Origin of the sequence: Planktotalea sp., from assembly GCF_018607995.1 — a bacterium.
Classification (GTDB): Bacteria; Pseudomonadota; Alphaproteobacteria; order Rhodobacterales; family Rhodobacteraceae; genus Planktotalea.
Map to the genome: position 1 here is coordinate 169,573 of NZ_JABBAL010000008.1, position 22,460 is coordinate 192,032.

A 22,460-nucleotide genomic window follows, 5' to 3' on the forward strand; every position below is an offset into this window, starting at 1 on the left:
CTGCGGCCGTACGGATCACAGCTAATGCGCTGTCTAATCCCCATCAATATAGGCGAGACGCGCGGCTGCGAACTCGTCCTGCGTCGGAGCAGCAAGGACGGGTAGGGGCGCGGACAAGGCGGCAATCAAAGCGAGTGACAATGAACGCACGGGGAAGTCCTCATTGATAAATGAGGATAGCTTAGCGAAATCTATGTGCGTGCATAGGGGGGCACGCGAGCGAGTTAGTGGTTGCCGTTCCCCGTAAAGCGGCTCGCATCCTTAGCAGCCTTACGGATCGCGCCGGATTTGTGAACTGTCTCCATATATTCGGCCTCTGGATCGCTGTCATAGACGACGCCACCACCCGCTTGGATGTAGAGCTTTTCGTCCTTCACCACTGCCGTGCGCAGGGCGATACACATGTCCATATCCCCGCCCGCAGAAAAGTAACCGCAACCGCCACCGTATACGCCGCGCTTTTCCGGCTCTAGCTCGTCAATGATCTCCATCGCGCGCACCTTCGGCGCACCAGACACGGTGCCTGCGGGCATGCCTGCAAAAAATGCGCTGAGTGCGTCTTGGTCTTCGTGCAATTCGCCCACCACGTTGGACACGATATGCATGACGTGGGAATACCGTTCCACGATGAATTCTTCTGTGGGGCGCACGGTGCCGATTTTGGCGACCTTGCCCACATCATTGCGACCCAGATCAAGCAGCATCAAATGTTCGGCCAGCTCCTTTTGATCGGCCAACAAATCCGCTTCCAAAGCGTTGTCTTCTTCTGGCGTCGCACCGCGCTTGCGGGTGCCTGCAATGGGGCGGATCGTTACCTCTTTGCCGAACACGCGCACGAGAATTTCGGGTGATGCACCGATCACCTGAAAAGCACCGAAATTGAAGTAGAACATGAACGGCGAGGGGTTCGTTCGTCTTAAGGAACGATAAAGTGCGAAAGGTGGTTGTTTGAAGTCCTGACACCAGCGTTGGGAGGGGACAACTTGAAAGATGTCACCCGCCTTGATATATTTCCTGGCCTGCTCAACTGCGTCTTTGTAACCCTCTCGCGTGAAGTTGCTTACTGGCTCTGGCGCGTCTTCGGCTTGCCCCAGATCGCGGGTTGCGGCGGGCATGGGGCGTTCGAGATCGCGCACCGCGTCCATCACTCGTTCCGCCGCCTGCGCATAAGCGGCACGCGCGGATTGACCGTCGCTGACCCATGCAGGGCTGACGACAGTGACTTCCCCTTTAACGCCATCCAGCACCGCCACCACGGAAGGGCGCAGCATGATCGCATCCGGCACCCCAAGCACATCGGGGTTTACATTGGGCAGGTGTTCCACATGGCGGATCATGTCGTAGCCAAGATAGCCAAACAGACCTGCACTGGCTTGGGGCAGGTCGTCTGGCAGATCGATATGGCTTTCTGCGATCAGCACGCGCAAAGCATCCAGCGGCGGTAGCGTTTGTGGTTCAAACGCTTCGCTATCATAGCGCGCCATACGGTTGAGCGAAGACGTCGCCCCCTGAGAACGCCAAATCAGATCCGGTTTCATTCCGATGATCGAATAGCGACCCCTGATTTCGCCACCCGTCACAGATTCGAGCACGAATGCATCGTTTTGCGCGCCCGTTAGCTTAAGCATCAAAGACACTGGGGTGTCTAAATCAGCTGCAAGCCGCTTGAAAACAACCTGATTTTTGCCAGCGTCATAGGCTTTGGCAAAATCGTCAAAGGAGGGGACCAGCGCCATGGGCGTTACCCTTTAATTGAAGTTGGCATGCACCGCATTGAGCGCATTTTGATCAAGCTGAATGCCTGCACGTTGCTGGATGTCAGTGGCGTAAGCTTCAAAGAGATCCTGCGCGACCGCTGTGGCGGCTTGATTGTTTAGCTGCGTGCGCAGGGCTTGGATATCGTCGCTGTCTTCATCAGCAGCGAGCACATCATCAAGGCGTACAATCAACACGTCCGTGACATCGTCAACCATCACGCTCACGCCTTTTTCAGCCTCAAACAGCGCGAGGATCGCAGTGGGTGGTATGCCGGCCACGAACCCTGTGCGCGTTACTTCGGTCAGGGTGTCAGCCTCAAGATCAACATCTGCGAAATCGCTGTCTGCGGTGATTTGGGGCAGCAAAGCTTCTGCCTCTGCGCGCAGCGTTTCAAGCGTGGCCTGCGTGCGCCAACCTGCGCTGACGCGTTCAGTAATTTCAGCCAAAGGCTGCGGACGTGGTGCGAGCACTTCATCAAGGCGCATCGCGAAAATGCCACCATCTTCAAGCACTTCGATCTTTGGGAAGTCATCAACCGTGATTGCCTGCGCACCTTCGCGGAAGGCTTCATATGCAGCAATCCCGTCTTCTGCTTCGCTACTCCAACCGATATTACCCAACTCCATATCGGTTTCTTTTGCAAGATCCTCAAGCGTTGCGCCACCTGCGAGCAGATCGTCGATATCATTGATCTGTGCCTCGACCACGCGGCGGGCACGATCTGCGGCCAGCTCATCGCGCAATTGTGCGCGCGCGTCTTCGAAGGAGGTCTCTTGCGCGGCCAGAATGCCGTTGATGCGGAACAGGGCAGGGCCAAGGTCACTCGGCAAAGGTCCGACAACGTCGCCGGTTTCAGCCGCAAAAATAGCTTCACCCGCCGCGCCAAGCGCGCCTTGATCCAAATCACCAAGATAGATGTCTGCCAATGCAAGGCCACGATTTTCAACCAACGTTTCAAGGGTGGTGCCGCCCGCTTCAAGCTGCGCTTTCGCCGCACTCGCGGTTTCAACGTCGCCGTATACTAGGCGTTCGATCAAACGGCGCTCCGGCTTGTTGAATTCGCTAGCACGCTCGTCGTATGCGCTTTGCAGCATAGCTTCATCCACCTCAACCGTGTCTGCGATCATGTCGGGGGAGAGCCAAGCGTAGGTGATCTGCTTGGTCTCTGGCAGGGTGTATGCGTCAATGTTTTCATCGTAGTAAGTCTGCAATTGCGCCTCTGTCGGCTCAGCAACAGGCGTTGCCAAATCTTCGGGTTTCAACCGTGCCACAGTCGCGTTGCGACGCTCGCCAATGTAGGCAACCAGCGTGTCAGCATAGGTGTCTGGCACAGTATTGCCTGACAGAATCGCGCCCTGCACCAGTGTGCGTGCTGCTTCTTCGCGCAGGGTTTCTTCGAATTCTGCTTCGCTCAGACCCGCGTTTTCAAGCGTGAAACGATAAGCTTCGCGGTCAAACTGGCCGTTTATTCCCTGAAACGCGGACATGCTAAGGATCTGTTGTTGCAACTGTGCGTCACCGACGGACAGACCAAGCTCTGCGGTTTCATGATCGAGCGCACGAATTGTGACTACACGCGCTAGAGCTTGGCGATCGACACCTAAGGCCTGCGCGGTCGAGAAAGGAACATTCTGACCCGCTTGCGCAGAGATTGCGCGGAGATCTTCTCGCAAGGTGCGTGAATAGAGCTCGACCGAGATCGTTTTATCCCCAACAGCCCCGACAGAGCGGATATTGCCGCCCAAATTCGTTGCCCCGAAGCCTGCCAAACCGACAATCAAGAGCGCCAGCAAAATCCAGATGAATGTCTTTGAAAGTGCGTTTCCACGTCCGGCCATGATGCGTTTAACCCTATAGCTATCAGCCGCTTTAGATGCGGCGTTTGCGAAAGTTTACTTGCCTGCGCGGGGCGGAGCAAGCGAGAAGCGAAGGGCTTTCAAACGTGTGAACAATTCGGCGATGCCTTTGGCATCAACATTCGCAAAAGCGAAGCGCAGATGCTGTTGGCCTGCTACATCATTTTCAGGCATGAACATGGTGCCGGGCAGGGCGAGAATACTGGCTTCATCTACGAGCTTTTGGGCCAGAACGTCGGACGCCATCTCAAACGGATGTTCAAGGTAGGCAAAATATGCGCCACACCCTTTTAGCGTCCAGCCTTTGGCTGCAAGTGCTGGCATTTCAGCTTCAATCGCTGCGCGTCGCGCTAGGATTTCCAACCGCTCCCCTGCAAGCCACTCTGTGAGGTTCTGCAATCCCCAAAGTGCTGAAAACTGTCCGATCTGACTCGGGCAAATCGCAACGGTGTCGAGGAATTTCTCGGCCTCCGACAGCAACTCTGGCGATGAAATAAGCGCACCGACGCGATGCCCTGTTAAACGGAACGCTTTGGAGAACGAGTAAAGATGAAACAGCGTTTGATCCCAATCCGCTTGTTGAAACAGCCCATGCGGTGCGCCCGTTTGGCTATGAAAGTCGCGGTAGGTTTCGTCGACGATCAGCTTGATGCCCGTCTCTTGCGCTAGCTTGAAAAATGCGAGGACTAGCTCTGGCGGATACTCAACACCCGCAGGATTGTTTGGCGTTACCAGCGAAATCGCGCGGGTGCGTTCGGTGATAAGCGCGCGGGTAGTCTTGGGATCTGGTAAAAGATGCGCATCGGTTGGGATCGCGCGCGCTGTGACACCCGCCATATCCAGCCACATTTTATGATTGAAGTACCAGGGCGCGGGCAAGAGCACCTCATCGCCACTTTGCGCAATTGCGCTGATGGCGGCAGCGAAAGCTTGATTGCAGCCGGACGTAATCGCGATATTTTTTTCTTTCAAAGATGCGCCATAGGCAGCGCTCCACTGCATCGCAACTTCTGTGCGCAACTCAGGTAGTCCCATAACTGGGCCATAAAGATGTGCTTGGGGTTCATTCACGATGATATCCGCCATCGCGGTGCGCATTTGTAAAGGCGGCAGATCAACTGGGGCTGCTTGGCTGACGTTGATCAACGGGCGATCTGCAGGAAAGGTGACCCCTTCCAGCCAGCGCCGTGCCTCCATAACGGGGGGGGCAAATGTGTATTCTGTCGCCGAACCCATAGTTTAATCTTGCCCGCGGTAGGGCTGCACATATTGCAGGGCCATGTCCCACGGGAAGAAAATCCAGGTATCCTGCGAAACACCTGTGATGAACGTATCTGTCTGCGGCTCACCCGAAGGTTTGGCGTAGACACAAGCGTAATGGGCGTTCGGGTAAAGTGAGCGGACGAGTTCTAGTGTTTTACCGCTATCGACCAGATCGTCGATGATCAAAATACCAGTGCCGTCGCCCATCAATTCCGCATCTGGGGCCTTTAAGACCCTAGCTTCGCGCCGCTCCGTCGCGGCCCCGCCACCAGAGTGATAGGAGACAACAGCAATCGTATCAACTGCGCGAATATCAAGCTCGCGCGCAACAATCATCGCGGGGGCCATGCCGCCGCGTGTGATTGCAACAACAGCTTTCCACGCGCCGTCATCCGGCCCTTTGCCATCCAAACGCCACGCCAGCGCGCGCGCATCGCGGTGTAGCTGGTCCCAGCTTACGTGAAACCCTTTTTCATGTGGCAAACGTTCAGTCATTGCGGCAGTCTCCGGTGGAATGTTTAGCGGCTGAGCATCAGCTTTAGACCCAAAAAGCCCAAAACAGAAGCCGCGATTCGATCAAGGATAGGTTTGGCGCGCAGATAACCCGCACTGACGTGTTTGGTGGAAAAGGAAAGGACAAGCGCGCTGCCGCACAGCAATTCGATCACCAGATGATTGGCAACGACCAAGGCCTTGTCAGCGAGTGCCATCCCTTGTGGGAAGATCACCATGATTACAGCACCCGCAAAGAGCACAGACTTGGGATTGCCCAGATTGACCAGTACACCGCCAAAGAACGCGCGCAGAGGCGGGGTGGGTGCGTCGCCCATCGGTGCAGAAGCATGTTTCCAAGTCTGGTAGGAGATCCAGAGCAGATACAGCGCGCCAATGGTTTTTAGCGCGACGAAGGCCCAAGGGAACACTACGAAGATCGCATCAAGCCCCATGAAAGCCAGCGCGGTCCATGTCGCGGCCATCACGCCAAGGCCCCAAACTGTGTAAAGCCCTGCCATCCGTCCGCTCGCCAATGTGGTGCGGATGAAATACAACATCGCGGGACCCGGGCTGGCGATGGCTGCCAGCAAGGTCAGGTTAAATGCGATGAGATGGGCCGTTTCCATGCGGGGCTTAGTCCTTGGACATATCCGGCGCGTCGACTGCTTTCATACCAACAACATGATAGCCAGCATCCACGTGATGGGTTTCGCCTGTGACGCCAGATCCCAGATCGCTCAGAAGATAGAGCGCGGACTTGCCCACGTCTTCGGTGGTCACATTGCGACGCAGCGGGCTGTTGTACTCGTTCCACTTCATAATATAGCGAAAATCACCGATGCCGGAGGCTGCGAGCGTTTTTATAGGACCCGCAGAAATAGCGTTGACGCGAATACCGTCTTTGCCGAGGTCTTCTGCCAAATACCGCACGGAGGCTTCCAAAGCGGCCTTTGCAACACCCATAACGTTATAATGCGGCATGATCCGTTCTGCGCCATAATAGGTAAGCGTGATCGCGCTGCCACCTTCGTTCATCAGTTTCTCTGCGCGCTGCATGATGGTGGTGAACGAATAGACGGAGATATCCATGGTCATCGTAAAGTTGTCGCGCGAGGTGTCGACGTAACGGCCGCGCAGCTCGTTCTTGTCGGAAAATCCGATGGCATGCACCACGAAATCAAACGTGCCCCAGCGCTTCTCGATTTCTGCGAACAATTCATCCATCGATTCTTCGCTGCCTACATCACATGGTACGACGAAATCGCTCCCAAGTTGCGCCGCAAGTGGGTCAACACGCTTTTTTAACGCATCGCCCTGATAAGAAAATGCGAGCTCTGCACCTGCGCTTGCACAAGCTTTGGCGATGCCCCATGCGATGGATTTGTCATTGGCTAAGCCCATGATCAGACCGCGTTTTCCGGCCATAAGTGCGTTGGACATTCTGATCGCTCCCGTTTTAAGTGTTGAATTGTCTTTAGGGCAATGACCCGAAGGCATCAAGCAATAGGACCTTCGGTCAGCCTTGTTTGCTTTGATTACTTGACTTAAGCGCTAGTTAACGACTGCAGATAGGCAATCGAGGAGGTCGAATTTCATGTCAGATAGAAGCGGTATTTTTACGGGCGACGATCCGTTTGCGATCGCAAAAAAATGGTTGGCGGCGGCTCAAGAGATCGAGCTGAATGACCCCAATGCAATCGCGCTCAGCACGGTTGATACGGACGGGCTGCCAAACGTGCGCATGGTCTTGTTGAAGGAAGTGGAAGAGGCGGCGTTCGTTTTTTACACCAACTACGAGAGCGCCAAAGCAACAGAACTTGATAGTGGCGGCAAGGCGGCCTTTGTGATGCATTGGAAATCGCTGCGTCGTCAGATTCGTGTGCGCGGTCTTGTGAGCAAAGAAGAAGGCCCGCAAGCGGACGCTTATTACGCCTCACGCTCACTCAAAAGTCGCCTTGGCGCGTGGGCTAGCCAACAATCCCGACCCCTGAGCGGTCGGCCCGCTTTGATGGCGGAAGTGGCGAAAGTAACAGCGCGGCACGGTCCATCGCCTAAGCGGCCACCGTATTGGGGTGGATATCGCATCACCCCAGTCGAGATCGAGTTTTGGGCGGATGGTGCATTTCGACTGCATGACCGGTTTGTTTGGCAGCGATCGACAGTTGATTCCGCTTGGGATGTCTCGCGCCTAAACCCGTAAATTTCATGTGACGTAAAATGGTAAATAATTGTTTTAAAATAACTTAATCTCCTTGCTAATTTGTGCTCTATTTTATCAAATGTGATCGGAATGAACTAATCCAAATTGGTACCAAGATATGAATATCGAAGAGACAGCCCGAACCGTTCGAGGTGCCGTCAAATGGTTTGATTCTGCAAAAGGCTTTGGGTTCGTTGTCTCAGAGGAAGGTGGCTCCGACATTCTGCTGCATGCAAATGTCTTACGCCGCTTTGGTCAAAATTCCGTCGCGGACGGTGCTGTGATCGAAATTTTGACTCAAGAAACGGATCGTGGTTGTCAGGCGGTAGAGGTTCTTTCGATCGAGCCACCGCTTCACGCGGATCTCCTTGTGTTGCCGGATCTGGAAGATTTCGATCTCGATCAGCTTGATCAAGTCGTGCTACAACCCGCACGCGTGAAGTGGTTCGATAAAGGCAAGGGCTTTGGTTTTGCCAACGTTTTCGGATCCGACGCTGATATCTTCGTGCATGTTGAGGTGCTGCGCCGTTCCGGCTTGACCGATTTGGCACCGGGGGAGGCGTTGGCACTCCGCGTGATCGACGGTAAACGCGGCCTAACGACAATCGAGGTAAGCGCGTGGGAAGCAGCAATTCAGTAGACCTTAAGGATTTTTTTGGTGCTCTGGCGCTTACGCTGTGGGCGTCGCAACTCAGCGCGAAACAAGACTGCGCGATTGACCGTGTTCTGATCAAAGGCGATTTTGGTGAGGCGCGTTTTAGCATTGAACTGGCGGATGATCCTGTTGAGCGTGGTCAAGGTTTGATGCACCGCGATAGCATGGCGCGCTCTGCTGGCATGTTGTTTATCTTCGAGAGGCCGCAACCTGTGGCATTTTGGATGAAAAACACGCTGATTCCGCTCGATATGATATTCACGGATAAAACTGGGCGGATTCTACATATTCACGAAAACGCGATTCCTCACGATCTCACTCCGATTTCGGGAGGAGGCGGAGTTTTTGCGGTTCTCGAAATCAATGGGGGACTGAGCGCGATCTATGGGTTTGAGGTGGGCGACGCCCTGCAGCATCCGAGCTTGTCAGAGGGTTCACCAGTAATTCTGTGCAAAGAGTAATTTTGGGCTTTTCAAGCGCATAGGACATCGCTAAGTAGCGCTTTAGTCGGGGCGTAGCGCAGCCTGGTAGCGCGACGGTTTTGGGTACCGTAGGTCGCAAGTTCGAATCTTGCCGTCCCGACCACTTCAATACTTAACTTGCAGTATTAAGCCTCAAGGCTGGCTGTTTTCCTTGTTCATGCACTAAATGTAGATTTTCGAGCACCGCCACCACTAGCCGTTGTGGTCATTTGGAAATCTAACGCAAATTGATGTGACATCATTGCCAACTTGTAACAACTTTCCGAAGTCGTCAAAAATTTATCGACTAGCCAAAATTGATTAACGGCTCGTTAGGGACTCTTCGTGTGTTGAGTGAACTCAGATAGCTAAGCCTGCCGCAAACCTAGATTTTTAAGGGCCGCGAAAATTAACAGCACCTTGTGCAAACATTCCCCTGAATCATCCGCGTCGGTATCGCCCCCCAAATCTGTGCCTAAGGTCAACGCAAAAAACATCACAAAAACGTAAAAAATTACATTGACCACAGATGGGAAAATACGCCAGATTGTGGAGGCGAGGCAGGAAAGCCACAAGATATAGTGGTGTAGGCTCTCTAGTTCGATATTCTTTGCTGCGTCCTGTTTGGGGCGTTGGTGACGTCGTTGGCGTTTGTTCAAGCGACGCGAACAGCGGAGTTTGGACCTAAGTCTCGCAAACAGGCGCGCAGGCGCAGGCAATAGTACTTTTGAGTAATGGGAAGGCTCGAAACATGAAGATTAGCAGACATTTTACTAAAGCAGGCGAAGACGCATACGCCTCACTCGATTTCGTCACAACTGTCTCTGAGATCCGAAACCCAGATGGTTCCATCGTGTTCAAGCTTGATGATGTCGAAGTGCCCGACAGCTGGTCGCAGGTCGCCTCTGACGTGATCGCCCAGAAATACTTCCGTAAAGCGGGCGTTCCCAACAAGATAAAGCAAGTGAAAGAAAAAGGCGTTCCCGCGTTTCTTTGGCGCTCTGAGCCTGCGAAGGATAACGACGGATTTTCTGGTGAAAATTCCTCCAAGCAAGTCTTTGATCGTCTCGCAGGGGCGTGGACATATTGGGGCTGGAAAGGTGGTTACTTCTCAACTGAGGCCGACGCTCAGGCCTATTATGACGAAATGCGTTACATGCTAGCAACGCAACGCGCAGCACCAAATTCACCACAATGGTTCAATACGGGTCTGCATTGGGCTTATGGTATCGATGGTCCCGCACAAGGCCACCACTATGTGGATTATCAGACGGGTGTTTTGACGAAGTCCAAGTCCTCCTACGAGCACCCGCAACCACATGCCTGCTTTATCCAATCCGTCTCTGACGATCTGGTTGGCGATGGCGGCATCATGGATCTTTGGGTTCGCGAAGCACGTTTGTTCAAATACGGCTCCGGCACTGGCACGAACTTCTCCTCCCTACGTGCCGACGGTGAGCAGCTCTCAGGTGGGGGCAAGTCCTCCGGCCTGATGGGTTTCCTGAAAATTGGTGACCGCGCAGCTGGTGCGATCAAATCCGGCGGCACGACGCGCCGTGCGGCGAAAATGGTGATCTGCGATGCGGACCACCCTGATGTTCAAGAGTTCATCAATTGGAAGGTGAAGGAAGAGCAGAAAGTTGCGTCCATCGTTGCCGGCTCCAAGATGCACGAACAGCACCTCAATGAGATCTTCAAAGCGATCCGCGCTTGGGATGGCTCCTCCGAGGATGCTGTTGATCCGAAGAAAAACAGCCAGTTGAAAGACGCTATTCGCGGCGCAAAGAAAACCTCGATCCCCGAGACCTATGTGAAGCGCGTTCTTGATTACGCCAAGCAGGGTTACTCTTCCATTGAGTTTCCGACATATGACACAGATTGGGACAGTGAGGCCTACGCATCCGTGTCTGGTCAAAACTCTAACAACTCTGTGCGCGTCACCGACAGTTTCCTCAAAGCAGTTGAAGCAGATAGCGATTGGGAACTCATCCGACGCACAGACGGCACAGTCGCAAAGACGATTAAAGCACGCGATTTGTGGGAAGACATTGGTCACGCCGCATGGGCTTGCGCTGATCCGGGCATCCAGTATCACGACACGGTTAACGCATGGCACACGTGCCCCGAGGATGGCGAAATTCGCGGTTCCAACCCCTGCTCCGAGTATATGTTCCTCGACGACACGGCCTGTAACCTTGCGTCGATGAACTTGCTGAAGTTCTACAAGGACAGCAAATTTCAAGCGGACGAGTATGTGCACGCGACACGTTTGTGGACTGTTACGCTCGAAATCTCCGTAATGATGGCGCAGTTCCCATCGAAAGAGATCGCGCAGCGCTCGTTTGATTTCCGTACACTGGGTCTTGGCTATGCCAACATCGGTGGCTTGTTGATGAACATGGGTCATTCTTACGATAGCGATGAGGGCCGCGCGTTTTGCGGTGCTTTGACCGCTGTGATGACGGGCGTGTCCTACGCGACCTCCGCTGAAATGGCGGGCGAGCTGGGCGCATTCGCGGGTTACGAGAAGAACGCGGGCCACATGCTGCGTGTCATACGCAATCACCGCAACGCGGCCTACGGCGCAACTGAGGGCTACGAGACGCTCGACATCAAACCGGTTGCGCTTGATCTGGCAAACTGCCCTGATCAGGACCTGACCAAGCTGGCGATGGCCTCTTGGGATAACGCGTTGGAGCTGGGTGAGACGCACGGCTACCGCAACGCGCAGGTTTCTGTGATTGCGCCGACGGGCACGATTGGTCTGGTCATGGATTGTGATACGACGGGGATCGAGCCTGACTTTGCGCTGGTCAAATTCAAGAAGCTTGCTGGCGGTGGTTATTTCAAGATCATCAACCAGTCCGTACCAGCGGCACTTGAGAACCTCGGCTACGGCTCTGCCCAGATCGAAGAGATTGTCAGCTACGCGGTTGGTCATGCTTCCATCGGCAATGCGCCCGGCATCAACCACACATCGCTGATCGGTCACGGCTTTGGCGCGAATGAATTGGCGAAGATCGATGCATCGCTTGCATCCGCCTTCGACATCCGCTTTGTCTTCAACCAGTGGACGCTGGGTGAAGAGTTCTGCACAGGCGTTCTTGGCATCCCAGGCGAAAAGCTGAATGATCCGACGTTCAACCTGCTCAGCCACCTTGGCTATTGCAAAGCAGATATCGACGCGGCAAACGATCATGTCTGCGGCACGATGACTTTGGAAGGCGCGCCTTACCTCAAAGAAGAGCATCTGAGCATCTTTGATTGTGCCAACCCCTGTGGCAAGAAGGGTAAGCGTTTCTTGTCTGTTGATAGCCACATTCACATGATGGCTGCGGCGCAATCGTTCATCTCTGGCGCGATCTCCAAGACGATCAACATGCCGAATGATGCGACAATCGAGGACTGCCAAAAAGCCTACGAACTCAGCTGGTCCTTGGGAGTCAAAGCCAACGCTTTGTATCGTGATGGCTCTAAGCTGAGCCAGCCATTGGCCGCTGCGCTGGTCGAAGACGATGACGACGCGATGGACGTGCTGGAAAGCGGTAATATCGCCGAGAAGGCTGCTGTTATTGCAGAGAAAATCGTCGAGAAGGTGATCGTCAAAGAGATCGTCAAATCACACCGTGAAAAGATGCCGGAGCGCCGCAAAGGCTATACGCAAAAGGCAGTCGTAGGCGGTCACAAGGTCTATCTACGCACAGGCGAATATGAGGATGGCCAGCTTGGCGAAATCTTTATCGACATGCACAAAGAGGGCGCAGGGTTCCGTGCGATGATGAACAACTTCGCCATCGCAGTGTCCGTGGGCCTTCAGTACGGCGTGCCGCTGGAAGAGTTCGTGGATGCCTTCACCTTCACCAAGTTCGAGCCAGCGGGCATGGTTCAAGGGAACGACAGTATCAAGAATGCGACCTCGATCCTTGACTATATCTTCCGCGAGTTGGCGGTTAGCTATTTGGATCGCACGGACCTTGCACATGTGAAACCTGCGGGCGCGTCTTTCGACGATCTAGGTCGCGGCGCAGAAGAGGGCGTGAGCAACGTGTCCGAGCTTAGCGACACGGCAGCAAATAACTCTTTGGAAGTGCTAAAACAGATTAGCTCAACTGGGTATTTGCGCAAGCGTTTGCCACAAGAGTTGGTGGTGCTTCAGGGCGGACAGGCAGGCGCTGTAGCGCTCAGCGGAACCTCTGATTCAGTCGCAGCATTGCAAACCTTGGTGCCCGAAGTGAGCGTTGCAGTTGCGATGCCTACCTCAACAAATACGATGGCAGTGGGCACAGCGGCAGGCTTGGATCAACGCACGAAAGCGAAGATGCAGGGTTATGAGGGCGATCCTTGCGGTGAATGCGGCAACTACACGCTTGTGCGCAATGGAACGTGCATGAAGTGCAACACCTGCGGCGGGACATCCGGCTGTAGCTAAACGCGATGGAGTGTGCGAATTTCCTTAAAATTCGCACATTCAAAAATTAGTCACGAGGCTCTTCCGGGGGTCTCTGACGCAAATCAGGCCGTCGGCAAAAAATAATCCGAGCGGTGGATAATGATGAGCTTAAATTTGTGAAACTGGGGGGCCTTTTGGCACCCCATTTTTTTGCCTTTACAGGGTGCTACCTTACCGTCGCTGATTTGATCACTTCAGCGACGCGTGTCAGTTGGTCCGCTAGTGGATTGCGTTTACGCCAGATCATTCCGATTTGGCGGGACGGGCGAGGTTTCGCAAAGCGGGCGACACTCACATTGGCAGCAGGGGTTTCCACCGCGATTGCCATTTGCGGGATCAATGTCACGCCAATCCCGGCGCTGACCATTTGCACCAAGGTAGTGAACGAACTGCCATCTAGCCCATCGCGCGGCACGCTTGCGCCTGTGTTACAAAACGCCAAGGTTTGGTCGCGAAAACAATGGCCTTCCTCAAGCAAAAGCAAGCGCATTTTGCGCAAAGCCTCCCCATTAGGTACGGGTTTGCCTTCATCTTGCGCGGGTCGCACAAGTACGAAATCTTCGTCAAAGAGAAGGGTCTCTTGCAGGCTTGGCTCTGACGTAGGCAAAGCGAGGATCGCAGCGTCAATCTTGCCGTCCGAGAGTTCGTTCAGCAGCTTAGGCGTCAGCGTTTCGCGCACATGGAGATCTAGGTTGGGATGTTGCGCGCCTAATGCCCCCATGATCGCGGGTAGCAGATAAGGCGCAATAGTCGGGATGATACCAAGCCGTAAACGCGCCAGCGCTTGTCTGCCAGAGGCGCGTGCGACATCGCTCAGCTCTTCCACGGCCCCAAGAATAGAGCGTGCGCGTTGGATCAAATCCTCACCTGCTGCGGTTAGCCGCACAACGCGGGCACCGCGTTCAAACAGGGCGATGCCGAGCGTTTGTTCCATTTCTTTGATTTGGACCGAGATCGCAGGCTGCGAGATCGAACATATTGCAGCAGCGCGCCCAAAGTGGCCTGCGCGCGCGACGGCGTCAAAATATCGAAGCTGTTTTAAGGTAAGTCCTGCCATAGCTTTTAATTATCGAAGATATCAAAAAATGCAAATGTAAACTATTATTTGGCTCTGGTACGGTTTGGAGGAATCATTCATCAGGAGATCGGTACTATGGACGGCAATAACGTCAATCAGGCGGGCAAATGCCCTGTCATGCATGCTGCAAAATCTGACACACGCTCCAACAAAGATTGGTGGCCAGAGCAACTCAACCTGCGCATTCTCAGCCAGCAGTCCAACAAGTCCGACCCGATGGGTGAGGGGTTTGACTATGCTGAGGCGTTCAAAGCGCTGGATCTGGATGCCGTGCGCGCAGATCTCACGGCTTTGATGACGGACAGTCAGGATTGGTGGCCAGCAGATTACGGACACTACGGCCCATTCTTCATTCGGATGGCATGGCACAGTGCGGGCACATACCGCACAGGCGATGGTCGCGGTGGTGCGACCTCTGGCACGCAGCGCTTTGCACCGCTGAACAGCTGGCCTGACAACGGCAATTTGGACAAGGCGCGCCGTCTTCTTTGGCCGATCAAACAAAAATATGGTGCGAACCTGTCTTGGGCGGACCTGATGATCCTTGCGGGCAACGTTGCAATTGAATCTATGGGTGGCAAGACCGCAGGGTTCGCAGGCGGTCGCGCGGATGTGTGGGAGCCGGAGCAGGACATCTATTGGGGTGCAGAAGCTGAATGGCTGGAAGTCAGTGGCGGCGAGAACAGCCGCTATTCTGGTGAGCGTTCTTTAGAAGATCCGTTGGCGGCCGTTCAAATGGGTCTGATCTATGTGAACCCGGAGGGTCCAGATGGCAATCCTGATCCTGTAGCATCGGGTTTTGATATTCGCGATACGTTTGGCCGCATGGGGATGAACGACGAAGACACGGTTGCTTTGGTTGCGGGTGGTCACACTTTCGGCAAAGCGCATGGTGCGGGTGATCCGGCACTGGTGGGTGCGGAGCCAGAAGGTGCCGCGATGCATCTACAAGGCCTTGGCTGGATGAACGATCACAAGAGTGGCGTGGGCGTTGACACAACGACCTCCGGCATCGAGGGCGCATGGACACCGAACCCGACCCAGTGGGACAACGATTATTTCGATGTGCTCTTTGGCTATGAGTGGGCGCTGACAAAGTCGCCTGCGGGTGCGCAGATTTGGCATGCTCTTAATCTTGCGGAAGAAAACCACGCGCCAGAGATAGATGGCTCTGGCAAAAAGGTTCCGATCATGATGACTACGGCCGATATGGCCATGCGTATGGATTCGGCGTACGAGAAGATCTCGCGGCATTACCATGAGAACCCAGAAGAGTTCGCGGATGCTTTCGCGCGTGCTTGGTTCAAGCTAACGCACCGCGATATGGGGCCTAAGACTTTGTATTTGGGTGATCTAGCACCTAGCGAAGATTATGATTGGCAGGATCCGATTCCAGCTGTGGATCATCCTTTGGTAGATGCGAGAGACGTGTCTGCACTCAAAAGCGATATCATAACGACGGGTCTGTCTGTACAAGAGATGGTTTTGGCTGCTTGGGCGTCGGCGTCCACATTCCGTGGCTCTGACAAGCGCGGCGGTGCCAATGGTGCGCGTGTGCGTTTGGCTCCAATGAAGGATTGGGAAGCGAACAATCCTGCGCAACTGGCCAAGGTCTTGAGCGCGCTAGAAGGTGTTCAAGCGACGTTCAACAGCAAGGGCAACAAGAAGGTCTCGCTGGCTGATTTGATCGTGCTTGCGGGCAGTGTTGGTGTCGAGAAAGCTGCAAAGGATGCTGGTCACTCTGTCGAAGTGCCGTTCACTCCCGGTCGCATGGACGCGAGCGCGGAGCAAACGGATCATGAGCAGCAAGATGTGCTAGAGCCGCAAGCCGATGGGTTCCGCAACTATGCAGGTGCACGATACACTGTGTCTGCGGAGGAGTTGTTGGTTGATAAGGCGCAGCTCTTGGGGCTGACAGCGCCGCAAATGACGGTTTTAGTTGGTGGTATGCGCGCGATGGGAGCGAATTTTGATGGCTCCAATCATGGTGTGCTGACGCAGAATGCGGGTCAGTTGAGCAATGATTTCTTCGTGAACCTCTTGGATATGGGCACGGTTTGGGCTCCTGTCTCTGGCGACGAAGATGTCTTCCAGGGCAAAGATCGCAAGACCGGCGCGAAAAAGTGGACCGGTACGCGTGTTGATCTTGTGTTTGGCTCCAATTCTGAGCTGCGCGCTTTGGCTGAAGTCTATGCGAGTGCTGATGCAGGGACGAAGTTTGTCTCCGATTTTGTTGCGGCTTGGACGCAAGTGATGAACGCCGATCGGTTTGATCTGGCTTGAATGGTTTCGGAGCGGCTTTGGCCGCTCCGATCGTCTGGAGGACTAGCTCCCAAACCCCCTAGAATATTTGTGGAAATAGGAAGACTATAGTTTTTCTATTTTGATATCTGCGGGTTGTATCGTGCGATTTTCGAATGTGATTGGATCGGGTGCATAGTTGAACCAGAAGCGGTGCGTGTCGGTATCGCGTCTTCGCAGACCGTCAGGGAGGCGGGTGGTTTCGATCTCTGCTTTTTTTGTAATCATTTCCAAAATGTCTACATATGTTTCAGCATCAGGCCAGCCTGCCATGTAGTGCAGCTTGTCTGCGCGCATCATGGCCGCTGCGCCGGACTTGGTTGTGAGCGTTGTTTCGGCATTGCCGTCTAACTCTTCAAACCAATGCAGGAATGCACCACCGTTTTCTAGCTCGATTCGTGCAGAAGGTGGGAGGCTTTCAACGCGAGCGACGGTGCAATCCAAACCTTTGATATTTGGTCCCATGGGCAAGGGGATGCTGAGATCAGTGGTTTTGCTGCCCGTACGCGGGCCGATAAGGGCCGTGCCTGCGAAATTCTCTAGCGTTTGCGGAGTTTCCAATAGACCCGGTGCAAGGACCATATCGTATCCACTGAGGTCGGTGTCCGGTGCGACGATATCCAGTGACAGGCCAAGTTTGCGTGCGGCGCGATAAGTCTCAAACGCGAGACGGAACATGTCGAAGTCCGCGCCTTGAGGCTGTGCCTCCCATGCCCAGCACGAGGCGTAATCAAAGATCAGTGCGGCGCGTGAATTGGCGGTTCCGACTTCAGGCCACTCGGCAAGTTCGCTAGCGACCTGGCAGGCTTCAGCAAGTGCGGGGGTGGGTTTCGCATCTGGGCGTAAAAGGCCCGCGTGCATTTGTTCCTGCGCGAAAGGCGCTTGACGCCAGCGGAAATAGAGCACGGCTTCTGCGCCATGTGCAAAGGCTTCCCAAGCCCAAAGGCGCGCCATGCCGGGCAAGGGAGCAGGGTTGTAGGGTGCCCAGTTTACCGGCCCCGGCTGTTGTTCCATCACCCACCAGCGACCTTTTCCGACCGCGCGATAGAGGTCATGGTGAAACGCCTGCATGTCTGGATCGCCTTGTCGTAAGTAGCGGGCTTTGTGGTCTTCTGTTGCTTCGAGACGATCTGACAGGAACCCAATTGGATAGCTGTCCCATGAGGCGATATCGAGGTCCGCGCCGACCGCATAGTGATCGAAATCGGTTACGCGGCCCATGTAATTGTGGATGAGCGGCGCATTTGTGTGTTGGCGCAAGATATTAGCTTGAACGCGGTTGAAACGCACGACCTGATTGGAGGAGAACCGCCGGAACGCCAGTACATGCGCGGGGTTTGGTTCTGTCACCGTGAGGTTTGGGAGCGCGATCTGATCGAAGCTGTCATACTCCATCGACCAAAAGATATTGCCCCACGCGCGGTTCAGCGCATCCATGCTTTGATAGGTTTGCGCACACCAGTCCTGAAAAGCGCGGGTTGCCGCCGCTGAATAGCTGACCGTTGTCTCATGGCAGCCATATTCATTGTCAGTTTGCCATGCTTTGACATGGGGATTTTTACCGAAGCGTTGCGCGAGGATTTCGGTGATGCGGCGACATTCATTTTTGTAGCCTTCATGAGAGAAGCAATAGTGGCGGCGCGAGCCAAAGCCGCGCGCATTACCTTCGGCCTCCACGGCGAGCATGTCGGGGTGTTTGTTGAGCATCCAGCGTGGTGGTGTCGCGGTGGGCGTGCCGATGATCACCTGCAATCCCGCTTCCCCCAACACATCGATAGCGCGCGCGAGCCAGTCGAGGTGTAAATCTCCGGGGCCTGGCTCCAATCGGGACCACGCAAATTCGCCAATGCGCACCCATTTGAGGCCTGCCTCGACCATCTGCGCGGCGTCGATTGCCCAGCGATCTTCCTCCCAGTGCTCGGGATAATAGCACACGCCAAGTACACGTTTCATAGGATCACCTGATGTTCTTTTTGCCCGCGCCCAATGCCTTTAAGGCAGAAGATCATGCCGTTTTTGCCAAGGGGTCCGTCGATGCCTTCAGTGGCGGACGTCACGTAGAGGTCGCTCAGATAGGCACCGCCAAAGGCGGGGCAAGTGGCGTGCTTACCCGCGACGGGGTGGCTGGCAAGCAACGTGCCGTCTTGCGTATAAGTGTTAACGCAACCCGCACCCCAAAGGGCGACACAAAAGTTGCCATCCGCATCAATAATCGCGCCATCGGGGGAGAGATCGGCCTCGTTTAGGTCAAGCCAGATCTGCGCCGCGCCATTCGGCCAGCCTGTCTCGGGATCGAGCGGCGCGCGCATGATTTGCTTGGTTGCCGTATCGGTGTAGTGCGCGTATGCGCGATCGGGGCTAAAGCAAATCGCGTTGGAGATTGTCACATCTGACACTAGCTCGCGGACTTCACCGCGAAAAAAGCGATAGATCGCCCCTGCGGCCGGTTCTGCGTTAAAGCCCATCGTGCCGATCCAAAAGCCGCCCCAAGGATCTGCGCGCCCATCGTTGGAGCGCGTGGTGTTATCGTAGTTTTCTATTGCAACAATTGGCTCGCTAAGCATGCCAGAGGCGATATCAAAGCGGTGTAGGCCAATTTCCGAAGCGATCAAAAGTCTCGCGTCATCAATCCACCCTGCAGCAGAGACGCTTAGATCGAAGGTCCAGCTTTGCGCCTTGCTGTGTAGGGTGCGTGCATTGATATCGAACCAGAAAAGTTCACCTCGCGCTGGGTGCCACAAAGGCCCCTCGCCGAGAGAACAGGGGCGGTCGTCGAAAATCATCCTAGTTTGGCCTTGTCATAGGCTTGCACCATCGCTTTAGCGCGCGTGGCGACCTCTGCGGGCGTGAAGCCGGGCTTATAAAGGGCGGAGCCGATGCCAAAGCCATTTGCGCTGGCCCCGATCCATTCTGCGAAATTCGTATGATCCGCGCCGCCGACGGCGTAGACCTGCGTGCCAATTGGAAGAACTGCGCGGATCGCTCTCAATCCATCAAGCCCGAGTAGGGAGGCTGGAAAAATTTTGAGACCGTCTGCACCGGCACCAAGGGCTGCGAAACATTCCGTCGGGGTCATCACGCCTGGAAAACTATCAAGACCCGCGAGCTTTGTGGCAACAATCACTTCTGGGTCTGCATTCGGTGAAACAATCAATTTGCCCCCCGCTTTGGCGACATCGAGCACGGTCTCGACGGTAATCACTGTGCCCGCCCCAATTTGAGCATCGTCCCCATAGGCCTTGGCCATTGCCTCGATAGACTTGAGCGGGCTAGGCGAATTCATCGGAACTTCGATACGCGTGATGCCCGCCTCGATGAGGACTGCTGCGATGTCTTTTGCTTCAATGGGATTCACGCCGCGCAAAATGGCGATGAGGGGACGGCTCATACTTAGGTCTTTCTGTTTAGTGCTTTGTAGGTCGCGCTGAGGCCTGCAAGGGTGGCAGGTGCTGCATCGGTGATCAAAACAGGAATGCATTGCTCTTTCAATGCGCTTTCATAGAGCGCGGTGAGGCGGTTTGCGCCAACAAGCGCCACGTTCTGGCCAAGCCAATAGGGCTTTGCCGCAGCCAGTTCCAAACCTATCAAAGAGCCGGACAGCTGCGCGCGCGCTACTGCGGGTTTTTGGCCTGCCAGCAGATCGGCTGCGCGCAATGAAAACAGATTAGCTGCGAATTTTTCAGGGCGCGAGAGGGTATCTGACACCGCTGTTGCGAAGGTTGCGCCGTTGAGATCTTCACCGCCAAGCGAGTGCCGAAGGACCGTGCCCGTGCTGATTACATCAAACAATTCTCCGGTCATGAAGGTGCGAAAGCTTACAATCTCGCCCGCGCTGACATGGACCCATTTTGAATGTGTGCCGGGGAGACATATGACACCATCCCAGTCTGGGTTTAGGTGCAGAAATCCTGCGATTTGGGTTTCTTCGCCGCGCATGACATCCGCAGGTGTGGCTTGTTTGATGCCTGCGACCAGCCAAACGTTCAGGTCATCGCCTTGGCAATTTGCAATCACCGGTGAACTGGATTGCGCTGCGCAAGGGACAGTCCTATAGGGTGCTTCCTGCCAGCCCTGACGTGATCCGACCATGCCGCAAGCGATCACGGTGCAGGGGGTCGGCAGGGTCCACTCGTTGATCAGGTTTCGTAGGACAGGCTCAAACTCTTCTGGGCTCAGCAAAGACATGCCTTGATCCGATCGCACTTCATCCAGTACTGCGCCCTCAGCAGTCATCGCAAAGATGCGTAGATTGGAGGTGCCCCAATCGACGGCGATCCAGTCAGGCAATGTCTGAGTGTGCAGGCTCATCCGGTCACCACAACGCCGCCATCAATCACCAAAGATTGGCCCGTCATCGCGCGACTGAGATCGGAAGCAAGGAACAAAGTGCCGCCAACAATGTCTTCAGGCGCGAGGGGGGCATCGAGGCACTGACGCGCTAGGTGTGCAGCAAGTCCATCTTCGGTCACCCACATATCCTTTTGTTTTTGCGTTAAAACCCAACCAGGGGCGAGCGCGTTGACGCGGATCTTGTCAGGCCCAAATTCCCGCGCGAGCGAGCGTGTGAGGCCGTTGATCGCAGAGTTCGCCGCCGTGTAAAGCGGATAGCCCGCATTTCCCATCATATAGGAAATTGAGGTAAAGTTGATAATCGAGCCACCGCCCGCCGCCGCCATCATCGGCGCTGCGTGCTGGCACGCAAAGACATAGGCTTTGAAGTTGATATCCATCATCCAGTTATAGAACTCTTCGTCGATATCGCTGGTTGGATGGCGTTTGTCGTTCGCCGCATTATTGATCAGGGTTGTGACGGGGCCGTGGCGCTCTGCCGCCTCATCCATCGTTGCTTTGAGACGGGCGATATCAGTGATGTCGCATTGCATGAAATGGGGTCGATTTGCGTATTGTTTCTCCATCTCATCACAGAAATCTGTGGCGTCCGATCGGCCCACGATAGCCACGCGCGCACCTTGCTTAAGAAAGCCTTCGGTGAGGGCTGCACCGATGCCATTGCCGCCGCCTGTGATATAGACAGAGGTGTCTTTAAGTTCGCTGAACTGTGCCGTCATGAGCGGGGCTCCTTGTGGTGGGGGTGGACGATTTTGCCAGAACAATCAGTGCCTCCGCCACACAAATTTAGTTGGATGTTTTGAAAGATAGGAAGCATCAGATTTTTTTACCTTCGATGACCCACATTGTGTCGGGAAAGTCCCAAGGTAGAGTGAGGCCTTGATGCATGAGATAGTTACCAGACACGGTGATGTTTTCGTTCTTGAGGATCGACGCGCCACGTGAAAGGGCGGGTGCGGTAATGCGATTGCGCAGGATGATCTCATAGCGTGCCAATGGATCAAGGCGCGTGAGGCGCAACGGGCGCGGCGCGATTTGGACAGAGGTGGCTGTTTTGCCTGCGAAGACCACAAATTGCGTGTCGTCTTCTGCGATTTGTTGTTCTGCTATGATCGCTGGATCAGCGCTGTCGAGGCGTAGGATATCTGCGCGTTCCATCCATGTGCGATTGTGTTTCCACCACGCTGTGACGTCTTTCAGGACGGTTGTCTCATGGTCGCTCAATTCGCGCGGATCCATCTCGAAGCCCATATGGCGTTGCGCGGCGACCCATGCGCGCATGGAAATATCGATCACGCGGCCAGAGGTATGACAATGCCGTGGGCCAACATGCGAGCCAGTGACATTGAGCGGCAAAAAGAGGGCCGCGTCATGCTGCATGCGCAGGCGTTCGAGTGCATCGTTAGAATCCGAAAGCCAAACGCGCTGTGTGCGGCTCAAGATGCCAAAGTCGATACGACCACCACCAGACGCGCAACTTTCAATTTCGACCATTGGAAAATTCGCGCGCAGGCGATCAATCAGTGCATAAGAGCCATGTGTTTGTGCCGCGTCGGGTGCAGGCAGAACGCGGTTGTGGTCCCATTTGATGTA

18 protein-coding genes and 1 tRNA gene are annotated in these 22,460 nt (G+C 54.8%); 6 read left to right on the forward strand and 13 right to left on the reverse strand.

The features are described 5' to 3' along the window. Window positions 1-224: 224 nt before the first annotated feature. From trpE to fabI, 6 genes are read right to left on the reverse strand one after another with little or no spacing between them, the layout of a single operon-like run. Entirely contained in the window at window positions 225-1,736 is a 1,512-nt protein-coding gene (gene trpE, locus QZ280_RS03385; protein ID WP_293441090.1) for an anthranilate synthase component I, read from the reverse strand. A 12-nt stretch (window positions 1,737-1,748) separates the two neighbouring features. Next, complete coding sequence (locus QZ280_RS03390; protein WP_293441092.1) at window positions 1,749-3,596, reverse strand: SurA N-terminal domain-containing protein; 1,848 nt, start codon at window positions 3,594-3,596, stop codon at window positions 1,749-1,751. 54 nt (window positions 3,597-3,650) lie between these two features. Next, window positions 3,651-4,850 carry an aminotransferase gene (locus QZ280_RS03395; RefSeq protein WP_293441093.1) on the reverse strand — a complete coding sequence of 400 codons (1,200 nt, stop codon included), beginning with the start codon at window positions 4,848-4,850 and terminating at the stop codon, window positions 3,651-3,653. Window positions 4,851-4,853: 3 nt separating this feature from the next. Further along, window positions 4,854-5,372 carry a xanthine phosphoribosyltransferase gene (gene gpt / locus QZ280_RS03400; protein ID WP_293441094.1) on the reverse strand — a complete coding sequence of 173 codons (519 nt, stop codon included), beginning with the start codon at window positions 5,370-5,372 and terminating at the stop codon, window positions 4,854-4,856. Window positions 5,373-5,395: 23 nt separating this feature from the next. Further along, entirely contained in the window at window positions 5,396-5,998 is a 603-nt protein-coding gene (locus tag QZ280_RS03405; protein ID WP_293441096.1) for a LysE family translocator, read from the reverse strand. Window positions 5,999-6,005: 7 nt separating this feature from the next. Continuing rightward, a complete protein-coding gene (fabI, locus tag QZ280_RS03410) occupies window positions 6,006-6,812 on the reverse strand; it encodes an enoyl-ACP reductase FabI (RefSeq protein WP_293441098.1) in 807 nt (268 codons plus the stop codon). A gap of 154 nt (window positions 6,813-6,966) precedes the next feature. Between fabI and pdxH the strand changes: the two genes are divergently transcribed. From pdxH to QZ280_RS03435, 5 genes are all read left to right on the forward strand, one after another. After that, window positions 6,967-7,572, forward strand: coding sequence for a pyridoxamine 5'-phosphate oxidase (gene pdxH, locus QZ280_RS03415; protein ID WP_293441100.1), 606 nt, complete (start codon window positions 6,967-6,969; stop codon window positions 7,570-7,572). Window positions 7,573-7,690: 118 nt separating this feature from the next. Then, window positions 7,691-8,212, forward strand: coding sequence for a cold shock protein (locus QZ280_RS03420; protein WP_293441102.1), 522 nt, complete (start codon window positions 7,691-7,693; stop codon window positions 8,210-8,212). Next, window positions 8,191-8,688, forward strand: coding sequence for a DUF192 domain-containing protein (locus QZ280_RS03425; protein WP_293441104.1), 498 nt, complete (start codon window positions 8,191-8,193; stop codon window positions 8,686-8,688). The genes QZ280_RS03420 and QZ280_RS03425 overlap by 22 nt, the downstream gene beginning before the upstream one ends. A 47-nt stretch (window positions 8,689-8,735) precedes the next feature. Beyond that, a tRNA-Pro gene (locus QZ280_RS03430) sits at window positions 8,736-8,812 on the forward strand. 627 nt (window positions 8,813-9,439) lie between these two features. Further along, window positions 9,440-13,117 (forward strand): vitamin B12-dependent ribonucleotide reductase, encoded by a 3,678-nt coding sequence (locus tag QZ280_RS03435; RefSeq protein WP_293441106.1) that lies wholly within the window; start codon window positions 9,440-9,442, stop codon window positions 13,115-13,117. Window positions 13,118-13,304: 187 nt separating this feature from the next. Here the strand turns inward: QZ280_RS03435 and QZ280_RS03440 are convergent, their stop codons facing one another. Further along, window positions 13,305-14,195 (reverse strand): hydrogen peroxide-inducible genes activator, encoded by an 891-nt coding sequence (locus QZ280_RS03440; RefSeq protein ID WP_293441108.1) that lies wholly within the window; start codon window positions 14,193-14,195, stop codon window positions 13,305-13,307. 96 nt (window positions 14,196-14,291) lie between these two features. Here QZ280_RS03440 and katG point away from each other — a divergent pair, with 96 nt between their 5' ends. Beyond that, window positions 14,292-16,499: a catalase/peroxidase HPI gene (katG, locus tag QZ280_RS03445; RefSeq protein WP_293441110.1), complete on the forward strand. Its 2,208-nt coding sequence runs from the start codon at window positions 14,292-14,294 to the stop codon at window positions 16,497-16,499. 84 nt (window positions 16,500-16,583) lie between these two features. On the opposite strand, the gene QZ280_RS03450 is transcribed toward katG, so the two are convergent. The 6 genes from QZ280_RS03450 to QZ280_RS03475 all read right to left on the reverse strand — a co-directional run. Further along, a complete protein-coding gene (locus QZ280_RS03450; protein ID WP_293441112.1) occupies window positions 16,584-18,470 on the reverse strand; it encodes a beta-galactosidase in 1,887 nt (628 codons plus the stop codon). Then, window positions 18,467-19,300, reverse strand: a complete 834-nt coding sequence (locus tag QZ280_RS03455) for an SMP-30/gluconolactonase/LRE family protein (RefSeq protein WP_293441114.1) — start codon at window positions 19,298-19,300, stop codon at window positions 18,467-18,469. Before QZ280_RS03455 ends, QZ280_RS03450 begins: the two co-directional genes overlap by 4 nt. Beyond that, the gene (locus QZ280_RS03460; RefSeq protein ID WP_293441116.1) at window positions 19,297-19,905 is read right to left on the reverse strand and encodes a 2-dehydro-3-deoxy-6-phosphogalactonate aldolase; all 609 of its coding nucleotides are present in this window, start codon (window positions 19,903-19,905) and stop codon (window positions 19,297-19,299) included. Before QZ280_RS03460 ends, QZ280_RS03455 begins: the two co-directional genes overlap by 4 nt. Window positions 19,906-19,907: 2 nt before the next feature. After that, window positions 19,908-20,825, reverse strand: a complete 918-nt coding sequence (locus QZ280_RS03465) for a 2-dehydro-3-deoxygalactonokinase (protein ID WP_293441118.1) — start codon at window positions 20,823-20,825, stop codon at window positions 19,908-19,910. Beyond that, window positions 20,822-21,586 carry an SDR family oxidoreductase gene (locus QZ280_RS03470; RefSeq protein ID WP_293441120.1) on the reverse strand — a complete coding sequence of 255 codons (765 nt, stop codon included), beginning with the start codon at window positions 21,584-21,586 and terminating at the stop codon, window positions 20,822-20,824. Before QZ280_RS03470 ends, QZ280_RS03465 begins: the two co-directional genes overlap by 4 nt. 97 nt (window positions 21,587-21,683) lie before the next feature. Next, window positions 21,684-22,460 (reverse strand): alpha-galactosidase (locus QZ280_RS03475; RefSeq protein ID WP_293441122.1); only part of this gene is annotated, 777 nt, incomplete at its 5' end.